The organism is Ferrimonas sp. YFM (assembly GCF_030296015.1).
Lineage (GTDB): Bacteria > Pseudomonadota > Gammaproteobacteria > Enterobacterales > Shewanellaceae > Ferrimonas.
The window spans coordinates 3,443,813-3,465,866 of the sequence record NZ_AP027368.1; the positions used below are offsets into that span (position 1 = coordinate 3,443,813).

Annotated in this window: 18 protein-coding genes and 1 pseudogene; 11 read left to right on the plus strand and 8 right to left on the minus strand. The window is 58.9% G+C overall.

The genetic code is table 11. The annotated features are described in order from the left end of the window. Nucleotides 1–6: 6 nt before the first annotated feature. Both QUE41_RS15955 and QUE41_RS15960 read right to left on the minus strand, forming a co-directional pair. The gene (locus QUE41_RS15955; protein WP_286339989.1) at nucleotides 7–183 is read right to left on the minus strand and encodes a hypothetical protein; all 177 of its coding nucleotides are present in this window, start codon (nucleotides 181–183) and stop codon (nucleotides 7–9) included. Between the two features lie 200 nt (nucleotides 184–383). After that, nucleotides 384–1,505, minus strand: a complete 1,122-nt coding sequence (locus QUE41_RS15960) for an endonuclease/exonuclease/phosphatase family protein (RefSeq protein ID WP_286339990.1) — start codon at nucleotides 1,503–1,505, stop codon at nucleotides 384–386. A 149-nt stretch (nucleotides 1,506–1,654) separates the two neighbouring features. Here QUE41_RS15960 and QUE41_RS15965 point away from each other — a divergent pair, with 149 nt between their 5' ends. After that, nucleotides 1,655–3,250 carry an ABC-F family ATPase gene (locus QUE41_RS15965; protein ID WP_286339991.1) on the plus strand — a complete coding sequence of 532 codons (1,596 nt, stop codon included), beginning with the start codon at nucleotides 1,655–1,657 and terminating at the stop codon, nucleotides 3,248–3,250. Nucleotides 3,251–3,335: 85 nt separating this feature from the next. Here QUE41_RS15965 and QUE41_RS15970 read toward each other — a convergent pair whose 3' ends face one another. Continuing rightward, nucleotides 3,336–3,797, minus strand: coding sequence for a glycine zipper family protein (locus tag QUE41_RS15970; protein ID WP_286339992.1), 462 nt, complete (start codon nucleotides 3,795–3,797; stop codon nucleotides 3,336–3,338). A gap of 271 nt (nucleotides 3,798–4,068) precedes the next feature. Next, nucleotides 4,069–4,950 (minus strand): LysR family transcriptional regulator, encoded by an 882-nt coding sequence (locus QUE41_RS15975; protein ID WP_286339993.1) that lies wholly within the window; start codon nucleotides 4,948–4,950, stop codon nucleotides 4,069–4,071. An 84-nt stretch (nucleotides 4,951–5,034) separates the two neighbouring features. Here QUE41_RS15975 and QUE41_RS15980 point away from each other — a divergent pair, with 84 nt between their 5' ends. Continuing rightward, nucleotides 5,035–5,478 (plus strand): PACE efflux transporter, encoded by a 444-nt coding sequence (locus QUE41_RS15980; protein ID WP_286339994.1) that lies wholly within the window; start codon nucleotides 5,035–5,037, stop codon nucleotides 5,476–5,478. 483 nt (nucleotides 5,479–5,961) lie between these two features. Next, nucleotides 5,962–6,573, plus strand: a complete 612-nt coding sequence (locus QUE41_RS15985; RefSeq protein WP_286339995.1) for a chromophore lyase CpcT/CpeT — start codon at nucleotides 5,962–5,964, stop codon at nucleotides 6,571–6,573. A 122-nt stretch (nucleotides 6,574–6,695) separates the two neighbouring features. Here the strand turns inward: QUE41_RS15985 and QUE41_RS15990 are convergent, their stop codons facing one another. Continuing rightward, nucleotides 6,696–9,842 carry an efflux RND transporter permease subunit gene (locus QUE41_RS15990; RefSeq protein ID WP_286339996.1) on the minus strand — a complete coding sequence of 1,049 codons (3,147 nt, stop codon included), beginning with the start codon at nucleotides 9,840–9,842 and terminating at the stop codon, nucleotides 6,696–6,698. Further along, complete coding sequence (locus tag QUE41_RS15995; protein WP_286339997.1) at nucleotides 9,842–11,011, minus strand: efflux RND transporter periplasmic adaptor subunit; 1,170 nt, start codon at nucleotides 11,009–11,011, stop codon at nucleotides 9,842–9,844. Before QUE41_RS15995 ends, QUE41_RS15990 begins: the two co-directional genes overlap by 1 nt. Nucleotides 11,012–11,416: 405 nt before the next feature. Here QUE41_RS15995 and QUE41_RS16000 point away from each other — a divergent pair, with 405 nt between their 5' ends. Further along, nucleotides 11,417–12,352 carry a LysR family transcriptional regulator gene (locus QUE41_RS16000; protein WP_286339998.1) on the plus strand — a complete coding sequence of 312 codons (936 nt, stop codon included), beginning with the start codon at nucleotides 11,417–11,419 and terminating at the stop codon, nucleotides 12,350–12,352. On the opposite strand, the gene QUE41_RS16005 is transcribed toward QUE41_RS16000, so the two are convergent. After that, nucleotides 12,340–12,957 (minus strand): response regulator transcription factor, encoded by a 618-nt coding sequence (locus QUE41_RS16005; protein WP_286339999.1) that lies wholly within the window; start codon nucleotides 12,955–12,957, stop codon nucleotides 12,340–12,342. The genes QUE41_RS16000 and QUE41_RS16005 overlap by 13 nt on opposite strands. A gap of 130 nt (nucleotides 12,958–13,087) precedes the next feature. Here QUE41_RS16005 and QUE41_RS16010 point away from each other — a divergent pair, with 130 nt between their 5' ends. The 6 genes and pseudogenes from QUE41_RS16010 (at nucleotide 13,088) to QUE41_RS16035 (ending at nucleotide 20,437) form a co-directional block, all read left to right on the plus strand. Then, nucleotides 13,088–14,893: a sensor histidine kinase gene (locus QUE41_RS16010; protein WP_502875905.1), complete on the plus strand. Its 1,806-nt coding sequence runs from the start codon at nucleotides 13,088–13,090 to the stop codon at nucleotides 14,891–14,893. 82 nt (nucleotides 14,894–14,975) lie between these two features. Next, nucleotides 14,976–15,269, plus strand: coding sequence for a DUF3144 domain-containing protein (locus tag QUE41_RS16015; RefSeq protein WP_286340001.1), 294 nt, complete (start codon nucleotides 14,976–14,978; stop codon nucleotides 15,267–15,269). Between the two features lie 297 nt (nucleotides 15,270–15,566). Continuing rightward, nucleotides 15,567–17,846 (plus strand): thiosulfate reductase PhsA, encoded by a 2,280-nt coding sequence (phsA, locus tag QUE41_RS16020; RefSeq protein ID WP_286340002.1) that lies wholly within the window; start codon nucleotides 15,567–15,569, stop codon nucleotides 17,844–17,846. A gap of 12 nt (nucleotides 17,847–17,858) precedes the next feature. Next, nucleotides 17,859–18,431 carry a 4Fe-4S dicluster domain-containing protein gene (locus tag QUE41_RS16025; RefSeq protein WP_286340003.1) on the plus strand — a complete coding sequence of 191 codons (573 nt, stop codon included), beginning with the start codon at nucleotides 17,859–17,861 and terminating at the stop codon, nucleotides 18,429–18,431. Further along, nucleotides 18,428–19,375, plus strand: coding sequence for an NrfD/PsrC family molybdoenzyme membrane anchor subunit (nrfD, locus tag QUE41_RS16030; RefSeq protein WP_286340004.1), 948 nt, complete (start codon nucleotides 18,428–18,430; stop codon nucleotides 19,373–19,375). The genes QUE41_RS16025 and nrfD overlap by 4 nt, the downstream gene beginning before the upstream one ends. A gap of 115 nt (nucleotides 19,376–19,490) precedes the next feature. Next, nucleotides 19,491–20,437 (plus strand): annotated as a pseudogene (locus tag QUE41_RS16035) (IS1595 family transposase). A gap of 260 nt (nucleotides 20,438–20,697) precedes the next feature. Here QUE41_RS16035 and QUE41_RS16040 read toward each other — a convergent pair. Continuing rightward, nucleotides 20,698–21,669, minus strand: a complete 972-nt coding sequence (locus QUE41_RS16040; protein ID WP_286340005.1) for an alpha/beta hydrolase — start codon at nucleotides 21,667–21,669, stop codon at nucleotides 20,698–20,700. Between the two features lie 73 nt (nucleotides 21,670–21,742). Between QUE41_RS16040 and QUE41_RS16045 the strand changes: the two genes are divergently transcribed. Beyond that, entirely contained in the window at nucleotides 21,743–22,051 is a 309-nt protein-coding gene (locus QUE41_RS16045) for a YqfO family protein (protein WP_286340006.1), read from the plus strand. Nucleotides 22,052–22,054: the final 3 nt, after the last annotated feature.

Consider the following 22,054-nt stretch of genomic DNA (forward strand, 5'->3'; position numbering starts at 1 on the left):
GATTGCTCAGTGACTGTGGTGGTGGGCGTGATGGTCGCTGCCACCTGTGGAGTGACACCCAGAGCCCATTGCCTGGCTGGCGAACGCCTCCAGCAGCGGATCGCAGCGGTTGACCGCAAACAGTACGATGACCAGCACCAGTACCATTCGCAGCAACTGCATCAACAGGGATTGAGAGCCCACAACACCACCTAGTCCAAAAAAAGTTGGCAAATTCTACGCCTCAGGTCCGAGGCGGGCCATAGGGGAAAGGAGTGAAAATTATGCAACTTAGGTATGCATCACGCGCATGGTTGCACAGGTGTTAATGCGCCACTGACAACTGTTTCACCTATCCATCTGATTTTGTTAAACCATTCCAGACAGGTTCACATTTACGCTGCTCAATTAAGGCACAGATCCAGCCACACCAGCCGATGATCTGAAGAGGCACCCCGGCCATTGACCAGATAAGCGAGTTCGCTGGCCGGCTCGGGCCAGAACACGCCGCTGTCGACCACCTCAATGCCCGCGGCAGACGGCAGCAGGTAATCCACCCTGGCCCGCCAGTCGGCGGTGTGGCTGTCGCCATGAGGGTTGCCAGGCGAATGCTGAGCGCCGCCCAAACTGGTGGCTGGCTGCCCAGATTCGATCAATGGATGAGCCAGCAGCTGTTCGATGGCCCCAGTCAGGGAGCGCCCCTCAACCGGCGAGGCGTTGTAGTCGCCGGCGATGACAAAAGCCTCACCCTCTGCCAGCCCGCCGGTAACGCCCCGATCATCCTGCAGATAACCACTGCGTTCAGAGTCCACATAATCCGCCCACAGCCGAATCTCATCGAAGTTACGGGCGGCATTGCGCCGTTCCGGCCCGTCAAACACTGGTGGTGTCGGGTGAGCCGCCAGCAGGTGCACTCGCTTACCCCGGATCCGAATGGGCAGGTCCCAATGGCTCTTGGAGGAAAGTCTCAGCCGGCGCCAGGTCTGTTCGTCATAGAAGGGAGACCCATCCGGATACATCGGCTCCAGGGCTCCGGGCATCCTGTGCCAGGGGAACAGCCGGAAACTGCGCACCGATTCGGTGTCGATGGGGAAACGGGACAGCACCAACATGCCGTACTGCCCCGGATAGTAACCAAAACCCCAGGCATCGCCGCCGGTGCCGGAGGCAGTGCCATCCCCGTCGATATCCAGGGGGCTGGGCTCGCCGCTGTTCACCGGCGCCGTATGGAAGTGACGGAAGTGGATGGGCCTCTGGCCATTTTGCGACACCGACAGGTAACGGCGCTGAAACGCCAGCGCCCCGCGGCGGGGATCCTTGATGTAATCGAACTCATTGAGCAGCAGGATGTCGGGCCGCACCCGCTGGATGATCTCGGCAATGTTGCGAATCTGGCGATTGCGACCCGTGCGCAGCCGCTTCTCCAACGCCTGGGGATCCAAGGCCTCTTCCCGGCGACGGTAGTTGTCCGCCTCCATGCTGACATTGAAGGTCGCCACCCTCAGGGTGGGGGTCTTAGCGCTCATAAGGTGTTGCTGGCCTGCCGGGAGAAAACCCAATGGTAACAAAGTGCTGGTAAAACGATACAGCCAGAGAGGTGCAGAAAACTTGCACAATCCCCATGGGACGGGTAACCTGCGGCGTTTTTTTAATTTTTCACTGGGAAAGCAGCGCCTTGATCATCGCCTCCAACATCACCATGCAGTTCGGGGACAAACCCCTTTTCGAAGACATCAGCGCCAAGTTTGGCGGCGGCAACCGCTTTGGCCTCATCGGCGCCAACGGTGCCGGAAAGTCCACCTTTATGAAGATCCTCTCCGGCGAGCTGGAGCCGTCCGCCGGCAACGTCAGCCTGGAAGCCAACACCCGCATGGCCAAGCTGGGCCAGGATCAGTGGGCCTTCGAAGAGTACACGGTGATCGACACGGTGATCATGGGCCACCAGGAGATGTGGAAGGTGAAAGCCGAGCGCGATCGCATCTACAGTCTGCCTGAGATGAGCGAAGAGGAGGGGATGCTGGTTGCCGACCTTGAGGTGCAATTTGCCGAGATGGACGGTTACAGCGCCGAAGCCCGTGCCGGTGAACTGCTGCTGGGCCTGGGCATTCCCGAGGACCAGCATTTCGGCCTGATGAGCGCCGTGGCCCCCGGTCTGAAGGTGCGGGTGCTGCTGGCCCAAGTGCTGTTCGCCGATCCCGACATCATGCTGCTGGACGAGCCCACCAACAACCTGGACATCCACACCATCCACTGGCTGGAAGAGGTGCTCAACGGGCGCAACTGCACCATGATCATCATCTCCCACGACCGTCACTTCCTGAACTCGGTGTGCACCCACATGGCGGACATCGACTACGGTGAGCTGCGCATGTACCACGGCAACTACGACGAGTACATGACCGCCGCCGAGCAGGCCCGTGAGCGGATGCTGGCAGACAACGCCAAGAAGAAGGCGCAGATCGCCGAACTGCAGAGCTTCGTCAGCCGCTTCTCTGCCAACGCCTCCAAGGCGCGCCAGGCCACCTCCCGAGCCAAGCAGATCGACAAGATTCAACTGCAAGAGGTGAAAGCCTCCAGCCGTCAATCTCCCTTCATCCGTTTCGAGCAGGAGAAGAAGCTGTTCCGTAACGCCCTAGAGGTGGAGAAGCTGTCCCAGGGCTTCGATGACGGCCTGCTGTTCGACAACCTGGAGCTGCGGGTAGAAGTGGGCGAGCGCATCGCCATCATCGGTGAAAACGGCATCGGCAAGTCCACCCTGCTCAACACCCTGGTGGGCCGCATGGCGCCCAAATCCGGCACCGTGAAGTGGTCTGAAAACCACAACATCGGCTACTACGCCCAGGAGCACGCCGCCGACTTCGACACCGACCTGAACCTGTTCGACTGGATGGGACAATGGGCCACCGAAGGCGCCGATGAGCAGACCATCCGCTCCTTCCTCGGCCGGATGCTGTTCTCTCAGAACGAGATCAAGAAATCCACCCGCGTCATCTCAGGGGGTGAACAGGGGCGGATGCTGTTCGGCAAGCTGATGATGCAAAAGCCCAACATCCTGGTGATGGATGAACCCACCAACCACATGGATATGGAATCCATCGAGGCGCTCAACCTGGCCCTGGAGAACTACGCAGGCACCCTGCTGTTCGTCTCCCATGACCGTCAGTTTGTGTCTTCCGTGGCCACCCGCATCATCGAGCTGAAGGCGGACGGCATCACCGACTTCCACGGCACCTACGATGAGTACCTGCGCAGCCAGGGCGTCGAAGGCTAAAATCCCTTGCCCGGGGCCAGCCCCGGGCATCCTCCTCCGCTCGGGTCGAGCACCGACCTCAGATCCGACGAATGGCGTACCCGCACTATTTTATGGTGTAACTCCGCCCCTCCATGCAAGCTTTGAATGCCCGCACATATTGGGCCATCTGCCCCTCTTTCTCTGCCTGTTTATCGGCCTGAGCCTGCTGATTGGCGGCTTCAGTCCTGCGTTTCTTGGCACCGCCTCGCATCACGCCCACCGCAGCGCCGATGGCCGCACCTTCTCCGGTATCACCCGCAATAGCACCAACAGCGGCTCCAGCAGCAGCCCCGCCCAAAGCCCCCCGGGCCCTTTCACCACCCGTTTCCGCCTTGGCCGGAGCCGGCTCACTCGCCAGTTTAACCGGGTTCACGCCGGTGTTGTCGGTCGCCCAAGCCTGGCACTCCATGGTGTCTTGCTTCTGTTGTTCACCACTCTGGCCAGCCGCCGGATAGATAATGTAATCCTCAGCAAGACCACTGACAGAGGGAAGGGTCAATATCAGAACCATGACGATGCGTTTCATGATCAGCTCCAAAAATAACCAACGCAATGAACAATGATAGCAAGCCACTAAATCTGTCCTGAACCTCTGTCACATGGGGGTACTAAGGCATATCGGCCCTCGGTCGACACCCTTTCCGCAAGAGGAAAACGCACCAAGTCACAAACTATAGAATTGATTTATTGTGATTTTACACCATGACACACGTCATCTTTCTTACCCCAAAAGCCGATATCCATATCTGTCAATTGGCAGCGACACTTCCTGGCTGGCGGGCAGGGCAATCCCTCCCCTAGTCGACCAATAGTCTTTTAAGGGCCTGCTTCAGCCAGTTCAGGGCTGGGCCGCTTTCCGCTCCCGGGCGAGTCACCAGGTCCACGGGCATCTGCCAGGTTTGAGTATCAAATTCAGGCTCAACCACCGACAGTCTGTGGCCTAGCACCGGATCCTGCGTCAGGTGCTGGGGAATGTAACCCCAACCAAAGCCTCGACTGGCCAACTCTGCCACCATATAGAAGCTGTTGGTGCCCCAGCTGTTGGACGTAATGGCCGGAAAGCCCCCCGCCTGTTCGCCCCCAGTCCCCCTGACCAGGATTTGGCGATGGGCACTTAGCCTGTCCAGAGTCAAAGGGCTCTCGCCAGTCAAAGGGTGAGAGGGGGCCACAACAGCGACAAAGGGCAGACTGCCAACATAGCTGGCATCCAGCTCCGTTGGGTAGGGTATTTGAGAGAACATCAGCCCCAAATGCGCCCTGCCGCTACCAACCATATCAGCCACGTCCGGGCTGGCCACCGTAAGAAATTCCAGTAAAGTTGAGGGGAAGTGCTCAGAGAAACTAGAGAGCACCGATTCCAAGCCTGGCACCATCAACACCTCGTCCAGGGCAATCACCAGTTGGCTCTCCTCGCCCAGACTCAAACTCTGGGCACTGCTTTGAAACCTCTGATGATGCAACATCATCACCTGTGCCTGCTCGAACAGTGTCAGTCCCTGGTCCGTCAGCACCGGCGAGCGGCCGCTGCGATCGAACAGGGTAAGGTTCAGGTCGATCTCCAGGTTGGCGATTCCCTGGCTGACCACAGATTGCGCCTTCCCCAACTTACGCGCGGCAGCAGAGAAAGAGCCCTGCTCCACCGCGGCCACAAACATGCGTAACTGCTCCAAGGTATACATATCTAAAAAACCGATAACTTCTAACTTTCAACTATCATAATAAAAAATAGAATGGGCGCCATCACCCAATTTCAGGAGCCCAATATGTCTACCAAAGAGCGCATCCTCCATACCCTGCTGTTCGAAGCCTTTGCCCTGGCGATCATTGTCGGTCTGGTGCCGCTGTTCATGCAGGTGGAAACCCACACCATTGCCGGCATCTCCATCGCCCTGTCGCTGATCGCCATGGGATGGAACTACGCCTACAACCTGATGTTCGACAAGATGTTCGGTGAGGACCGAAACAGCCGCTCCGCTCTGGTTCGCCTGGGTCATGGGTTCGGATTTGAGCTCGGCCTGCTGCCCCTGACCCTGCCGGTACTGATGTGGGCACTGTCCAAGAGCCTGTGGGAAGTGCTGCTGCTGGACATCGGCTTTATCCTGTTCTTCCTGGTCTACGCCATCGTCTTCAACTGGGGATACGATAAGGCACGAGCCGCCTTGATGACCGGAAACATCAGCTGTGAAACCGCTAAAGAGGCAAGTTAAGCGAAATTGACCCATCCAACCCCGCAATTCTGTCGCTCCGCGTGAGCGACATCACCCCAACCCCGCGAATGCAAGAACGCGCCTCACAAGAACAGAAACTGACCAATTTTGGCCATTTTGTTTTGTTACTATCCTGTTGTCGTTGTCTGTTTCCAACGATTATGGGCGTCTGTTTTGGACCAGGAATTTCATGCCTGAGCCCATCGAATGACTCTCCCAGGGGCGATGGAAGTCAGTGAGCCTGATGCCCCGGCACTTTGCCGACCACCATCCTATGTCGTAGGCCAACTTATCATCCACCGGCCGACTGCATACACCGGCAATCCCTTGTTGCTTAGCGGCACAGGGGATTTTCTTTTTCTAATCGCCGGGTTCTGTGCGCCAAAACTCAAAAAATACATCCAGGGCCTCTCAAGCTCTCTTAATGTTGTCGCATCTATGCAACAATTCCCTTTCAATCCGAAGCGACTCTGTTGGATGGCTATGAGGCTACTGACTACACTGTTTCTGCTGTTTCACCTGACTCAACCGGCTCAGGCCATTGACGCCAAAGATCAATTGGCTCAGTGGATGTCAGGCAGTTACAGCAGCGAGACCCAGTCAAAGGAGCTTCGCAACTACTTCAACCTCAATCTGCATATCGTCCCCATCTGGACGGAGCGCAGCGACGGCCCCTGGTTCTACTCGGAACACGCCTCCTCAAAACGACCTGAACGCCCCTTCCGTCAACGGGTGCTGCGCCTGGAGACCGCCCCCTCAGGCGTTCTGCTCCACCTGTACGAGTTACCCACGCCCCGGCACTTTGCCGGCGCCTGGCATTCGAGAGCCCCCCTGAAATCGCTATCCCCAGAGCAGCTACTACCCAAACCCGGCTGCAATGTTGAGCTGAGCTATGACCCCAAGACTCTGGGATACAAGGGGCGCACCAATTCCGGCACCTGCACCAACCGGATGTATGGCGCCAGCTATGCCCAAACCGACCTGGAGATCTACTCGGACCGCATCATCCGCTGGACCAAGGGGTACGATGACAAGGGACAACAGCTGTGGGGCGCCGCCCTGGGGGGCTACCGATTCGAAAAGAAGAGTTTCTAGGGCGGGTTTATCTTTTCTGTACAGGTCGGAACTAACGCTTAGACATTAAAAAACCTCATGCCAGATACGAAAACACCGCCCAATGGCGGTGTTTTCTTTCGTCAAAGTCAGGGTCAAGAAACTCAGTCTAAGGCAGGCTCCTTCCCGGATTTCCGGGTCATTATCATGTAGAACAGGGGCGTAAACAGCAGGCCGAACAGGGTCACCCCGATCATGCCGTAGAACACCGCCACCCCCATGGCCTGGCGCATCTCGGCGCCTGCACCTGTGGCCAGGGCCAGGGGGATCACCCCGGCGGTGAAGGCGATGGAGGTCATCAGGATGGGGCGGAACCTCAGTCGGCACGCTTCCAGAATCGCGTCCAGCCGCCCTACCCCGGCCATCTGCCTCTCACGGGCAAACTCCACCATCAGGATGGCGTTCTTCGATGCCAGGGCGACCAGAACGATCAGGGCGATGCGGGTGAAGATGTTGTTGTCCCCTCCCACCAGCCAGACGCCGCCCAGGGCGGAGAGCAGGGTCATGGGCACAATCAGGATGATCGCCATGGGCAAAGACCAGCTCTCATAGGTGGCCGCCAACACCAGGAACACCAGGATCACCACCAGAGGGAACACATAGAGCATGGTGTTGCCAGCCAGGATCTGCTGGTAGGTCACCTCGGTCCACTCGAAGGTCATCCCGGAAGGCAGGGTTTCTCCCAGTACCCGCTCGATGGCATCCCGGGCCTGATCCGAGCTGTAGCCCGGCGCAGGGCTGCCGTTAAGCTCGGCGGTGGGGTAGCCGTTGTAGTGCATCACCCGATCGGGACCCATGGTGGGCACCACCCGAATCATCGCCCCAAGAGGCACCATCTCGCCCAGGTTGTTGCGCACCTTGAGATTCAGGATCTGCTCAGGGTCCAGGCGGAACTCCGCCGCCGCCTGGGCATTCACCTGGTAGGTGCGGCCAAAAGCGTTGAAGTCGTTGATGTAGCGGGAGCCCAGATAGGTCTGCAGGGCACCGAACACCTGCTGCAGGGGCACGCCCTGAAGCAGCGCCTGCTCGCGGTCGATCTCGATGTTCATCTGCGGCACCTGGATACGGAAACTGGAGAACAGTCCCATCAGTTCAGGCTGCTGCTGTGCCTTGGCCAGGGTTGCCTGCAGTGTATTGAACAGGGCGTCGAAGCCCAGGCTGCGCCTGTCTTCAATCTGCAATTTAAAACCGCCGGTGGTGCCCAGCCCCATGATGGGCGGTGGCGGGAAGATCCCCACAAAGGCTTCGTCGATGCCGCTGTAGCGACGGTTGAGCTCGGCGGTGATCGCCGGTCCAGACAGACGCGGGTCATTACGGTCGGCAAAGTCATCCAAAGTGGCAAACACGATGCCGGCATTGGTGGCATTGGTAAAGCCGTTCACCGACAGGCCGGGGAAGGAGATGGTGTGCGCCACGCCAGGCGTCGCCAGGGCGATCTCCTCCATCTCGCGGATCACCTCTTCGGTGCGATCCAGACTGGCCGCATCGGGCAACTGGGCCACGGCCACCAGGTACTGCTTATCCTGGATGGGCACGAAACCGCCGGGCACCATGGTAAACACCTTGCCGGTCATCCCCACCAGTAGCAGGTAGAGGGCTCCGCTGATCAGCGACATGCGAATCACCCGTTTCACCACGCCCTGATAGCCGCTGGCCACCTTATCGAACATGCGATTGAAAGGGCCAAACACCGGCTTGGCCAGCAGGCGGTTCATCACCCGGGTCAGCATGTCTGGCTTGGCGTCGTGAGACTTGAGCAGCAGCGCAGACATGGCCGGTGACAGAGTCAAAGAGCAGAAGGCCGAGATCAGGGTGGAGATGGTGATGGTCAGGGCAAACTGCTTGTAGAACTGGCCGGACAGACCGGTAATGAAGGCAGTGGGAATAAACACCGCACACAGCACCAGGGTGATGGCGATGATGGGGCCGGTCACCTCGGACATCGCCTTGACGGTGGCGTCCACGGGCGACAGGCCGTTGCCGATGTTGCGCTCCACGTTCTCCACCACCACGATGGCGTCATCCACCACGATGCCGATGGCCAGCACCAGGCCGAACAGCGACAGGGTATTGATGGACAGTCCCAGTAGGTACATGGCGCCAAAGGTCCCCACCAGGGACACCGGCAGGGCCACCAGAGGAATGATGGAAGCCCGCCAGGTCTGCAGGAACAGGATCACTACGATCACCACCAGAGCCACCGCTTCCAGCAGGGTGTGGATCACCGCATCGATGGAGCTGCGCACAAACTGGGTCGGGTCGTAGAAGATGCCGTAGGTCATCCCCTGGGGAAAGTCCTGGGATAACTCCGCCATCAGGCTGCGCACCTGATCAGACAGTTCCAAGGCATTGGCACCGGGGCGCTGGTTGATTGGCATGGCCACGGCGGTCTTGCCATCGAGCATGGCGCGCAGGGCGTAGCTTTTCTCACCCAGTTCCACCTTGGCCACGTCCTTCAGATAGGTCACCGCACCCTGATCGCCCACTTTGACCACGATGTTCTCAAACTCCTCGACGCTGGAGAGGCGTCCCTTGACGTTGAGCAGCACCTGGAACTGGCTCTCCAGCAGGGTTGGCTGAGCACCCAGTGAGCCCGCAGCCACCTGCCGGTTCTGACTCTGTACTGCTGCCACCACCTCATCCGGAGTCAGGCCGCGGGCGGCCATCTCGTCCGGGTTGAGCCACAGACGCATGGAGTACTTATCGCCACCATAGAGTTGCACCTGACCCACACCGGGCAGGCGGGCGATCTGGTCCTTGATGTTCATGTCGGCGTAGTTGGCCAGGTAGCTGATCTCCCGGCTGTTGTCCGGCGAGTAGATGTGCACCACCATGGTCAGGTCCGGAGACGCCTTCTGGGCGACCACTCCGAGACGCTGCACCTCTTCCGGCAATCGCGGCAGGGCGGCATTCACCCTGTTTTGCACCTGAACCTGGGCCCGGTCTACGTCAGTGCCCAAGGCAAAGGTGACGGTGAGGGTCAGGCGACCGTCGGCGGTGGCCTGGGAGGACATGTAGAGCATGTTCTCCACCCCGTTGATCTCCTGCTCCAGCGGGGTCGCCACGGTTTCACCAATGGTCTCGGGGTTGGCGCCCGGGTAGCTGGCCCCCACCACCACAGTAGGAGGCACCACCTCTGGATACTCACTGATGGGCAGCTGGAACAGGGAGATGCTCCCCACCAGCAGAATGATCAATGACAGAACCGTGGCAAAGATGGGTCTGTGAATGAAAAACTTGCTGATGTTCATCAGGAGTCGCCCTCACCCTGACGGGCAGCCTCGGTTGCCGCAGTCTGTTCGCTGCCGGCGACAGGCCGTAGCACCACGGTGTTGGGGGTGACCGTCATGCCGGGGCCAACGCGCGCCGGGCCATTGACTGCGATGCGGTCGCCAGGCAGTAGTCCGTCGGTGATCACCCTCAGGGCACCCATGCGGTCGCCCAGAGAGACGGCGCGGTACTGAAGGACATTGCTGTCATCCACCACCAGGACGAATCGGCTCTTGAGATCCGTGCCCACGGCGCGATCCGGCACCATCAGTCGCTCCTGGGGCGCTGCCGCAGACAATCTCACCCGGGCAAAGGCACCGGGACGCAGCTCGGCGCTGTCGGCGTCAAACACCGCCCGCACCCGCAGAGTGCCGGTGGTGGGGTTCACCGTATTGTCGACAAAATCCAATAGACCTGCGTGGACAAAGCCATCCTCACCGGTCAGTTGGGCCTGGACGGCCACCCCTTTGCGATGCTCCAGGGCGGCAAACTGGCGATTCCAGCTGCGCTCATCCACGTCGAAGTAGGCGTACACCCTATCGGTGGACATCAGGCTGGTGACCACCGACTGACCTGCGGCTACCGTGTTGCCTGCAGTGATATAGGCTCGGGAGAGACGGCCATCAATGGGGGCACGTACTTCGGTAAAGGTCAGATTCAGGCGGGCCGCTTCCAGGGCGGCGTTGATGGCGCCAGCCTCGGCCTGGCGCTGCTGCGCCAGGAACTCCCGCGCTTCTGCCTGCTCCGTGGAGATCGCCTTGTTGGCCACCAGTTGTTTGGCGCGGCGCGCCTCGGAGCGCGCCTGTTTCAGCGCGGCGCGGGCGCGGCTGAGCTCCGCCTCGAGGCGATCGACTTCAGCCTGGAAAGGACGGGCATCCAGGCGAACCAGCAGATCGCCCGCCTTCACCTGACCGCCTTCGGCAAATTCAATACTCTCGATGACACCGCTGACTCTGGGACGCACCTCCACCTGCTCGGGGGCTTCCAGTCGGGTCGTGAATTGACGCCAGTCGGAAATCTGAGCGCGCACAACGGTAGCCACGTCCACCGGCTGAGGCGCCGGGGCAGTATTGGCCTGCTGTTCCGGCTCGCTCTGGCAACCGGCCAGGGCAGCCACCAGCACCATGGCGGCAAGAGGGGTATATCGCATCGACATTCTCCAGTTGATTATTTGAGTCCCCGAACGGAATCCGGGTTGGTGGAGCGATGATAGAGATGCGGCAGGAAAAGCAGTAGAAGCGACACGCCTAACTCATTAGTAAGAAATCCTTATCAATAGGCCAAATCCGTTCAGGAAAGAACCAAAGAAAAAACAACTAACAAGCCAAATTAGAAACGCTTAACACTGTAGGTAAAAAGGACCCTCCACCCGGGCGAGTAGAGGGACAAAGGTTAAATGACGTTGAATGACAAATCACTTCGGCGACGCTTCACCTCAAGTGTGGCACGAAGTTTACCTTTCGATACTTCACGAAGTGAATTCGCTCCTTTTAACCATATTGATAAGCAAAAGCTAACAATGCATCATAGGCACTCAATATACAGGAGTGCCACCATGAGCCGTTCCATCTTTGGTCAGCTGGAAGTTTTTTTTGCCATCGCCGATGAAGGCAGCCTGCGCGGTGCCGCCCGCCGCCTGCATGTCTCCCCCCCATCCGTCAGCCAGGCATTAAAAGGGTTGGAGGAACGGGTAGGCCTGCCCCTGTTCAACCGCACCACCCGCTCCATCGAGCTGACTGAAGCGGGGCGCAAGCTGTACTCAGAAGCCAATCCTGCCCTGTCGGCCCTGGGCCAGGCGGTGGAGGGGGTCAAGGATCTGGGTAAGGTGCCCGCAGGCCGGGTACGACTGACTCTGCCCAAGGCCGCCTACGATCTGTTCTTTCGAAAGGTCTACGGGCCCTTTCGCTGCGCCTATCCGGAGATCGATCTAGAGATCTCCATCAACGACGCCACCGTCAACATCATTACCGACGGCTTCGATGCCGGCATTCGCCTCGGGGACTCGGTGGACGAAGGGATGGTGGCACGCCGCCTGACTCCGCCGGTCAGGGTGGCCCTGTTCGCCACCCAGGCCTACATCGACCGCTGTGGCATACCCAAGACGCCGGCAGAGCTGGCCGCCCACCGGCTGATACAGTACCGATTCATCAGTTCAAATCAGGTGATGCCCATGGTGCTGCAGGAGCAGGGGCGGGAGTCTCAGGTCGAGGTCGGTCAGGCGGCGGTGGTGAACAACACCGATGTGATGCTGGACATTGCCCGCAAAGGGTGTGGCATGGGACGTCTGCTCGAACCCCACATCTTCCGGGAGCTGGACAGTGGCGAGTTCATCCCCATTCTGGAGGAGCACTGGGTAGAGCGCTCAGGACTGCACCTCTACTTTCCTCAGAACAGTCAGAAAGCCAGACGCATCCGGGCGCTCATCGACTTTCTGGATGAGCACCGCATCGACGACTGGGACGACGTCAGGCGCAGCGACTACGCCATCTGATCCAGAGAGTCCAGCAGGGAAGAGTACTTCAGCAGACCGGCCATATTGCTGGCCTGGAGCTTCTTCATCACGTTGGAGCGATGCACTTCGATGGTGCGCACCGACACAAACAGGGTGTCCGCCATCTGCTTGTTGGTGTAACCGTTGATCACCAGGCGGAACACCTGCTGTTCCCGCTCGGTAAGATCCTGGAGCAGGGCCAGTTGAGTCAGATCGTGGTGAAGCTTGTCGCTGTGGGTCAGCCCTCGCTGTACCGCCTCAAACAGCTCTTTGCCCTGGACCGGCTTCTGGAAGAAATCGAAGGCCCCGTTTTTCAGCGCTTCCACCGCCATGGGCACATCCCCATGGCCGGTGAGGAAGATCACCGCCAAGGGACTGTTGGCGTCATTGAGCTTCTGATGCAGCTCCTGGCCGGTCAGCTCAGGCATGCGGCTGTCGAGGATGACGCACCCGGGCTGACTGAGGTCCACCGCCTCAAGAAAGGCGCCACCACCACTGAAGGCATTGACCTTCAGGCCATAGCCCTCCATCAGGAAGGTCAACGAATCGAGGATCGCCTCGTCGTCGTCCACCAGGTAGACCATCTCTCCCTGACTCTGGGTCATACTCTTTCCTCGAATTAGCCTTTTCTCATAGAGTGATATCTCAGATCCGACCAATAAGCGATAGCAAAGTCCCTAACTTTGAATCGCTTCACATTGAATCCGGCGCCGACTGGCTTATGTTAAAACCAACATGAAATTGATTTTGGATCAAGCCGTGCGCATTGCCACCTTATGGATTGGGCTACTGAGTCTGCTACTGCTGTTGCCCGGCTCCCTTCGGGCGGCCGAGGAGACCGAACAACACCTGAAGGTCGGTGTCCTGGCCAACTGGGGCTACCTGCAGGCAGAAAAGCGCTGGCAGCCGATGATGGACTACCTCACCGACAAGGTGGACGGTGCACGCTTCAGCGTGCGCCCCGGCTCCTTCGAGGAGCTCAACGCCGCCCTCGAAGCCGGCGAGATTGAGTTTATCGTCACCAACCCCGGCCAATACCTCTACCTCTCCAACCAGTTTCCCCTCTCCTGGCTGGCGACCATGCGCTCACGCAAACACAATGGCGCCACCTACGCCATCGGCTCCACCATCATAGTCAGAGCCGACAGCGACTACCGGACCCTGTATGACCTCAAGGGCAAGGTGGTCGCCGCCAGTGGCCGTCACGCCCTGGGTGGCTACCAGGCCACCGTCGGCCTGATGCAGAAACTGGGCATGACGCCCGAGGAGTTCTTCAAAGAGGTCCATTTCCTTGGCTTCCCCCTGGGGCCACTGATCTTCCAGGTTCGGGACCGCAACATCGACGCCGCCATCACCCCCTTCTGCACTTTGGAGGAGATGGTGGAAAAAGGGGTGATCCGCGCCGAAGACTTTAGGGTGATCAACCCCAGCCGCCCCGCTGGCTACGACTGTCAGGTGAGCACCCAGCTCTACCCCAACTGGTCTTTCGCCGCCAGTGAAGAGGTGAGCTACAACCTCACCAAACAGATCACCCGCGCCCTGTTTGAACTGACCCCGGAGCACCCCGCGGCCATTGAGGCGGGAACTCAGGGCTGGACCGCCCCCATCAGCCAGCTCAAGGTGATTCAGCTGTTCTCCAACCTGCATTACCAGAAACAGGAGATGAGCAAATGGGATCTGCTGCTGGAGTGGATGGAAGCCAACCGCAAATGGGGCGTGGTCATCGCCATGCTGTTTGTCATCGCCACCCTGTACCACTTCTGGATTGAGTTTAAGTTCCGCCAGAAGAGCGACACCCTGGTGGAGACCGAGCGGGAGCTTAAGCGCAAAGCGGTGCAGCTGGAGCGGCTGCACAGTGCCGCGGTGATAGGGGAGATCGGCGCAGGCCTGGCCCATGAGATCAATCAGCCCATCGCCGCCATCAACAACTACAGCGAAGGCGGGCTGGTGCGTCTGCGCAGCCAGACCCAGCCGGATACCGAAATGCTGGCGCTGCTGGATAAAATCAATCAGCAATCCCAGCGAGCCGCGTCTGTAGTGCAGCGGATTCGTGGCCTGCTCAAGCGCCGCGAGACGGTGCTCGAGCGGGTCAATCTGCTGACCCTGGTGGATGAAGGGCTGTCACTGATGAAGCTGGAGTTGGAGCGCCACAGGGTACAGATTCGCACCCAGGTCAAAGGCGAGCCCTACTTCGCCATGGCGGACAGGGTCGGCATGCAGCAGGTGCTGATCAACCTGCTGAAAAACAGCGTCGATGCCATGTCCGAGCTCAGTGGCCACCAGGCAGAGATCCTTATCGAGCTGTGGTTCGATGAACAACGGGTTCATTTAAAGGTCATAGACAACGGGCCAGGCTTTGCCGACGACCCCCAGACCATGATGGCCACCTTCACCACCACCAAGAGCGAAGGCCTTGGCCTGGGTCTGGCCATCTGCAGTGACCTGGTTAAAGCCCAGGATGGAAGCTTCTCCATTCGCAACAATGAGGATGGTGGCGGTTGCACTGCCGAAATCACTCTGACCAGAGCCAATGAAGCCTGATCACAACTTTAATCCTGTCCCCGGCACACCGGGGACAAAGCTGCTAGCTTGGTAGCTTCAACACCACAGAGAAGAGAGTCCCATGTCCGATTCCAACAAGGCGTTTTTCGACCGCGCCAACGCCCATATCCACCTGGCGAATGACCACAACAAGGATCCCCAGGTACAGGCTGGCGAAGTAAGCGCCTCCTTCATGTGGGCCCTGGCCCGTTACAACGCCTGGTTCGGCGCTTCCGGCTTCAACAGCGCCGAGGAGATGATCGTTCGCAAAGAGGAGATGATGGAGTACTACATCGACGAGTATCGCAAGATGCTGGAAGCCAACATGAAGGACTACATCGAAAACTTCGACGGCTACATGAAGAACCAGGGCTAAGACCCCTCTCTCGAAAAGCGCCCAGTCGGGCGCTTTTTTGTATCAAGAATCATTCTCTTATCTGCCCCGCCAATATTTTGTGGTTTACCACAATAGACAAACCTCAAAACCCCAATCGCTCAAAAATCGAACTGCGAAAGGGATCACAAAGTGTTAACCCATCAGAGTGATATGTGGTTTACCACAATACCGACCCTTGCCTCCCCGTCCGACACTGACCCTGACAACTGAGTATCCCTCCCGCTGACCGCCGCACCCGGTGAGCGGGAAGACCCATCAAAATCCAAAAGGGGAATCATGATGAAACTCGATCGGCGAACCTTTATGAAAGGGGCCGGGGCAAGCACCGCAGGTTGTGCTCTGGCCAGTCTGCTGCCGGGCACCCTGGGCGCCCTTGAGCAGACCGAGCTCAAGGGATCAGCAATTGAGGTGAAGAGCATCTGTGAGATGTGCTCCACCCGCTGCCCTATCTCCGCCCGCATCGTCAATGGCAAGAACGTCTCCATCCTGGGCAACGCCAACGCCAAATCCTTTGGCGGCGCCGTCTGTGCCCGTGGTGGCGCCGGCCACAGCCTGCTGTATGACAAACAGCGCCTGGTGAAGCCTCTGAAGCGCGTCGGTGAACGCGGTGAAGGGAAATGGAAAGAGATCGAGTGGGATGAGGCCTACGCCCTGATTGGCGAGAAACTTGGCGCCCTCAAGGAGAAGTACGGTCCGGAATGTGTTTCCTTCTCCTCCAAGTCAGGCTCCAACCATAAGCACCTGTTCCACCTGGCCAAGGCGTTTGGCAGCCCCAACACCTTCAACCATGGCACCACCTGTCCCACCGCCTACAAGATTGCCGCCTTTGCCATCTTCGGCACCAAGCTGAAGCGGGATCTGGGCAACTCCAAGTACATCATCAACTTTGGCCACAACATCTACGAAGGGATCAACATGTCCGAGACCCGCGGCATGATGAAGGCCCAGGCGGACCGTGGCGCCAAGCTGGTGGTGTTCGAACCTCGCTTCTCCGTGGTTGCCGACAAGGGCGACGAGTGGCACGCCATCAAGCCTGGCACCGACGTCACCGTGGCTCTGGCCCTGTGTCATGTGCTGATCAAGGACAACCTCTACGACAAGGCCTTCATCGAGCGCCACGTGGTGGGCTTCGAAGAGTTTGCCAAAGAGATGGCTGCCTACACCCCTGAGTGGGCCGAGTCCATCAGTGATGTGCCCGCCGAAGATATCCGCCGCATCGCCCACGAATACGCCGCCGCCGCGCCTCATGCGGTTGTGGACTTCGGCCACCGCGCCACCTTCACCACCGAAGAGTTCGAGCTGCGCCGGGCCATCTTCGCCGCCAACGTGCTCATCGGCAACATCGAGCGTAAAGGCGGCATCTACGCCGGTAAGAAGGCCAAAACCTACAACAAATTCGCCGGCGCCGATGTCACTCCCGGCCTGGCCAAGCCCAAAGTGGACGTGCCCAAGCCTACCGCCAAGCGCATCGACATGGTGGACAAGCAGTTCGCCATGCTGTGGTCCAACGGCGGCATCTACCAGAGCATCCTCGACTCCGCCCTGGACGGTGTGCCCTACAAGACCCGTGGCTGGGTGATGAGCCGCACCAACCCCATGCAGACCATGACCGACCGTGCCCGGGTGGTCAAAGCGATGAACGCCATGGACTTCATCGTCTGCTGTGACGTCTACGTCAGCGAAACCGCGGCCTACGCCGACGTGATCCTGCCTGAGTCCACCTACCTGGAACGCTCCGAGGAGATCTTCGACAAGTCCGGTAAGAACCCGGCCTACTACGTGCGCCAGCCCGTGGTTGAGACCATTGGCGATACCCGCCCCTCCTGGCTGATCTGGAAACAGGTCGCCGACGCCCTGGGCCTGGGCCAGTACTTCCCTTGGGACAACATCGAAACCCTGCAACTGCTGCAGGTGAAGAAGGACGCCAAGCTGCTCAATCGCATCAAACAGGAGGGCTACGTCAGTTTCGGCAAGCCTCTGATGTTGCGCGAGCCGGAGATGGTGGCCAACTTCGCCGCCCAGTACGACACCGCCCGTCCCCTGGACGCCGATGGCACCTACGCCAGCGCCATGAAGTTCAAGACCCCCAGCGGCAAGATTGAGCTGACCTCCGCCAAGGTGGAAGAGATGGCCCCGGGTCGTGGTGTCATCAAGTACCGCGAAGTGAACCTGAAGAAGGCCGACGAGCTGTTCTTCATCCAGGGCAAGACCGCCATCCACACCAATGGTGCCACCCATAACGTGCCCTATCTGGCCAACCTGATGTCCGACAACGCCGTGTGGATTCACCCGCTGACCGCCGGCCTGCTGGGGATCAAGAGTGGCGACGCCATCCGCCTGCACAACGACATCGGCAGCGAAGAGGGCACCGCCCTGGTCACCCCGGGCATTCGCCCCGACACCGTGTTTGCCTACATGGGCTTTGGCTCCAAGAACAAAGAGCTGGCACGAGCCTATGGCAAGGGCGTCCACTGCGGCAACTTGCTGCCTCACGTAACCTCTCCGGTTGTGGGTATGAACCTGCACACCACCGGGGTCAAAGTGGAAAAGATCTAATCGGAGATGGTCATGAAAAAACGTTATGTAATGGTGCACGATGAAAACAAGTGCATCGGCTGCCAGGCCTGCAACGTGGCCTGCCGCAGTGAGAACAGCATCCCAGACTCGGTGACCCGGCTGCAGGTGCGCATCGAAGGCCCGGTGGGCAACTTCCCCAACCTGGCATTCAAATACCACCGCGTCTCCTGCCAGCAGTGTGAAGACGCCCCCTGCGTCAAGGTGTGCCCCACCGGCGCCGCCTACGTAGGCGACGATGGCATCATCACCATCAACGACAAGAAGTGCGTTGGCTGTCAGTACTGCATCGCCGCCTGCCCCTACAAGGTGCGCTTCATCAACCCGGAAACCCGGGTGCCGGACAAGTGCAACTTCTGTAAGGACACCCGCCTGTCACGGGGCGAGCAGCCTGCCTGTGTCACCGTCTGTCCCACCGATGCTCTGGTATTCGGCGACGCCGCCGATCCAAGCAGTGAAGTGAGCCGTCTGCTGGACACCCAGCCTAACTATCAAGACAAGGTCCACCTGGGTACCAAGCCCCGTGTGTACCGCATTCCCGGCAAGAAGGGAGGGATCAACGCATGAATGTACTCTGGGGATCCATGGAACAATACGATCCGGTAGTGTGGAACTGGATCATCGCGGTCTACCTGTTTATGGCCGGCCTCTCCGCTGGCTCCATGCTGGTAGCCATCGGCCTGCGCTGGTACAAGCAGAGCCGCGGCCTGCCGGTAGAGGGTTTGCCGGTGATCAAGGCCTCTGCGGTCATCGGTCCGCTGGCCATCGTGGCGGGTATGGGACTGCTGGTGCTTGATCTGACCAAGCCCTGGGAGTTCTACATCATCCTGCTGAACTACAACCTCACTTCGGTGATGGCCTGGGGTGTGCTGCTGCTGCTGGCTTACATCCCTCTGGTGTTCATCTACTCTGCCCTGGTGTTTGAGAAGTCCCTGGTGTCGGCCATGCCATCGCTGAAGGGGATCATGGGTGTATTTCGAGCCATCGAAGGTGGCCTGAACAAGCTGATCTTCGCTTTGGCCATCGGCGTCGGTGTCTACACCGGATTCCTGCTGTCGGCCCTGATCAGCTACCCCATCCTGAACACCGCGGTGCTGCCCGGTCTGTTCCTCGCCTCCTCTCTGAGCGTAGGCTCTGCGGGTAACATTCTGGTGGCCACCCTGTTCTTCAGCAAGAAGTCCTCCGACTGCATCGAGCAGGTACACCGCATCGAGTACCCGGTGGCCTTCAACGAGGCGATGCTGCTGGTGCTGCTGTTCGTCGGCCTGAACTTCTCCGGCCCCGCCGCTCAGGCTGCCCTGGCCGCCATCAGCGACGGCACCTGGGCCCAGGTGTTCTGGGTGGGAGTGGTCGGCGTCGGTCTGGGTGTTCCAGTGCTCTCCAGCGTGTTTGCGCCCAAGTCCTGGAAGCACAGCAAGCCCTTCCTGGTGACCGTCGCCAGCTGCACCATCATCGGTGTGCTCGCCCTGCGTCACTTCGTGGTGTACGCCGGCCAGATGTACACCAGTTAATCTTCATCCTTGCATAAGCAAAGGGGAGGCTCATGCCTCCCCTTTTTTGGGCTGTGTCTGCGTTAATTGTTGAGGTTCTATAATTAGGGTAACTCTTTGATAGAGAGGGCCCGTTATGGATAGTTCAGCTTTTGCCCGTATCCTGCGTTCCCTGCCTGAGCTTACGCCCAGTCAACGAGAACAGCTCCTTACTCATGTGCGCTTCGATGCTCCTGCCGTCGTGGCGCTACTCATTGAAAACCATCCTAAAGACTGTCCACATTGCCACGAGGAAGCTCTACGCCCTTGGGGCTCAAGCCATGGTCTGCCTCGATTTCGGTGCCGTGCCTGTGGCAAAACCTCTAACCCATTGACTGGCACACCATTGGCACGATTGCGCATGCGCGAACGCTGGTTGGAGTACGCACTTTGCTTAAACGATGGCTTGACCGTTCGCCGAGCTGCAGCCCAATGCCAAGTTAATAAAAACACTGCGTTTTTGTGGCGACATCGATTTCTGAAATTGATAGCTGACATGCGCCCTGAAAAGGAGCACGGCATTGTTGAAGCCGATGAAACCTTCTTTTTGAAATCGTACAAAGGGCAACGCAACCTCCCTGGCCAGCGCGTCAGCGTGGTGGTGTCAGCAAGACCAAAGGCGGTGGTAGTGAAGACCAGGTATCGGTCCTAATAGTGCGCGATAGGTCGGGTAAGACGGCGGACTACATGCTGAAAAAACTGGATGCAGCACATGTCACGACGGCTTTGGACTCGATTCTGGACAAGGATGCCTGTCTGTGTACTGACCGTGCTGGCGTTTATCTGTCTTACGCAAAATCAAAGAGAATCAGACACGAGCCTATCAAGGCATCAGGCCCGCGCAGGCGAGGTCCCTTCCACATCCAGAACGTAAACGCCTACGACAGCCGGTTGAAAGGGTGGATATCAAGGTTTAGAGGGGTGGCGACCAAGTATTTAGGAAACTACTTGGGCTGGCACAGAATGCTGGACCGGCATAAGTACCGACCCAGCTCTGAGCAGTGCCTGTTCGAAGCTGTTGGGTGGGGTTCAACAGTTACTTAGGACACAGCCCTTTTTTGTATCCGTGCCGCGAACCTCGCCTGAGGATAGAGAGGCCGTGGACAGGCCAAATCTCAACCACGGCCCCCAGGCTTCAGTAAAGGCCCCTCTGGTAATGCACAGAAAAAAATCAGGCTCCCGGACACCATAAAGGTCAAGGCACCCAGCATAAACAGCGCTCAGAAGCCCATCCTGGAGAGAACAGCGGCCGCCACTAGAACGAGCAGAGACGACCGTCAGTACAGAGCAATATTGGTAAACGACTAAGGCGTCAAAAACTCTCTGAGCCAGGCATCCACCACGGGCCGAACATCCTCGGACACCACCACCCCCATGTGACTGAGGCCAGGCAACACCTCAATGTCCGCGTCGACCAGGGGCTCAAGTGTGGGCTGAAACTGCTCGGCCACGAAGGCTTCATCTTCACTGCCTGCCAGCAGCAGCGTCGGCTGACTGATGGCGGCCAGATCCTTGCGATAATCTCTTGGGGCAAAGCCGGTCATCAGCCGGTAGGAGTAGGTCAGGGTTTCAGTGCCATCACGGTAGGGCTCTGGCAAATCAAACGCGATGGCCGGCAGATGAGAAAACCTGTCTAGTCCAATTTTCTCCAGCATGCTCAGGCCGACAATTCTCAGGGTATAGGGTTGGGCCCAGCCCCCGGAGTTGGGCCGAACCGTCGGTGCGTCGTACCTTAAAAAGGGCGCCAATAGCAGATAGCCGTCCACCTGATTGCCATACTGGCTTCCGGCGAAGCGAATCGCCAGGCCGCCGCCCGAGGAGTGTCCTCCGAGCACGATTCTGGCCTCTGGCTGACGTGTGCGGATCTCCGCCAGCAGATCCGCCAGATCATCCTCCAGCTGATCCACATAATCGATGTCTCCACGGCGCTTGGGGCGCTCTCCATGGCCGCGAAGGTCCGGCGTCACCACCTGGGCGGTGCCGCTGTCACTCAGATGACGGGCCATGGGATAGAGGTAGCGACTGTGCCAGCCTGAGCCGTGCAACAGCACCAGTACCAGGTCGGAGTCTGCTGGGTAGTGACGGTAGCTCAAACTGCTTCCGTCTCTGGCGTTATAGTGCTGCAGTTGAGGCAAGCCCCCATAATCCAGCCTGAGCTCATCGAAATGCAGGGTCTCTGCTTCGGAGTCAGTTACCGAGGAGGTGCCAAAGGCCACCAGCAACCCAGCGACTATCAGATAGCCACCGATGAAGGTCGCCACAATTCTCACCGTCATACCCGACATCTCGCTGCCCCCTAGGCGTATGCTTTACGCTAAAGTAACAAGATAACCCCAAGCGAGAAAGACAATGAAGAAACTGGAGTTTTACGTTCCCAAGCCCCACCTTGAATCGGTGCTGGAGGCACTGTTTCATGCTGGAGCCGGACGCATAGGCAACTACGACAGCTGCTGCTGGTACACCAGTGGCATGGGCCAGTTCCGGCCCCTGGAGGGGGCCGACCCTTATGTACACAGCGGCGAGCAGGTTCACCGGGAGGTGGAGTACAAGGTGGAACTGGTGTTTCAGGCGTCGCTGCAGACCGAGGTGATCTCGGCACTGAAGCGGGCCCATCCCTATGAAACCCCGGCGTATCAGGTACTCAGCATAGAGACCTGACCG

Excerpts from the sequence above, each read along its gene's own strand:
- QUE41_RS15960 (WP_286339990.1), bottom strand. The coding sequence starts at position 1,505 with ATGAGCGCTAAGACCCCCACCCTGAGGGTGGCGACCTTCAATGTCAGC.
- QUE41_RS15970 (WP_286339992.1), bottom strand. The coding sequence starts at position 3,797 with ATGAAACGCATCGTCATGGTTCTGATATTGACCCTTCCCTCTGTCAGT.
- QUE41_RS15975 (WP_286339993.1), bottom strand. The coding sequence starts at position 4,950 with ATGTATACCTTGGAGCAGTTACGCATGTTTGTGGCCGCGGTGGAGCAG.
- QUE41_RS15980 (WP_286339994.1), top strand. The coding sequence starts at position 5,035 with ATGTCTACCAAAGAGCGCATCCTCCATACCCTGCTGTTCGAAGCCTTT.
- QUE41_RS15985 (WP_286339995.1), top strand. The coding sequence starts at position 5,962 with ATGAGGCTACTGACTACACTGTTTCTGCTGTTTCACCTGACTCAACCG.
- QUE41_RS15990 (WP_286339996.1), bottom strand. The coding sequence starts at position 9,842 with ATGAACATCAGCAAGTTTTTCATTCACAGACCCATCTTTGCCACGGTT.
- QUE41_RS15995 (WP_286339997.1), bottom strand. The coding sequence starts at position 11,011 with ATGCGATATACCCCTCTTGCCGCCATGGTGCTGGTGGCTGCCCTGGCC.
- QUE41_RS16000 (WP_286339998.1), top strand. The coding sequence starts at position 11,417 with ATGAGCCGTTCCATCTTTGGTCAGCTGGAAGTTTTTTTTGCCATCGCC.
- QUE41_RS16005 (WP_286339999.1), bottom strand. The coding sequence starts at position 12,957 with ATGACCCAGAGTCAGGGAGAGATGGTCTACCTGGTGGACGACGACGAG.
- QUE41_RS16010 (WP_502875905.1), top strand. The coding sequence starts at position 13,088 with ATGAAATTGATTTTGGATCAAGCCGTGCGCATTGCCACCTTATGGATT.
- QUE41_RS16015 (WP_286340001.1), top strand. The coding sequence starts at position 14,976 with ATGTCCGATTCCAACAAGGCGTTTTTCGACCGCGCCAACGCCCATATC.
- phsA (WP_286340002.1), top strand. The coding sequence starts at position 15,567 with ATGATGAAACTCGATCGGCGAACCTTTATGAAAGGGGCCGGGGCAAGC.
- QUE41_RS16025 (WP_286340003.1), top strand. The coding sequence starts at position 17,859 with ATGAAAAAACGTTATGTAATGGTGCACGATGAAAACAAGTGCATCGGC.
- nrfD (WP_286340004.1), top strand. The coding sequence starts at position 18,428 with ATGAATGTACTCTGGGGATCCATGGAACAATACGATCCGGTAGTGTGG.
- QUE41_RS16040 (WP_286340005.1), bottom strand. The coding sequence starts at position 21,669 with ATGACGGTGAGAATTGTGGCGACCTTCATCGGTGGCTATCTGATAGTC.
- QUE41_RS16045 (WP_286340006.1), top strand. The coding sequence starts at position 21,743 with ATGAAGAAACTGGAGTTTTACGTTCCCAAGCCCCACCTTGAATCGGTG.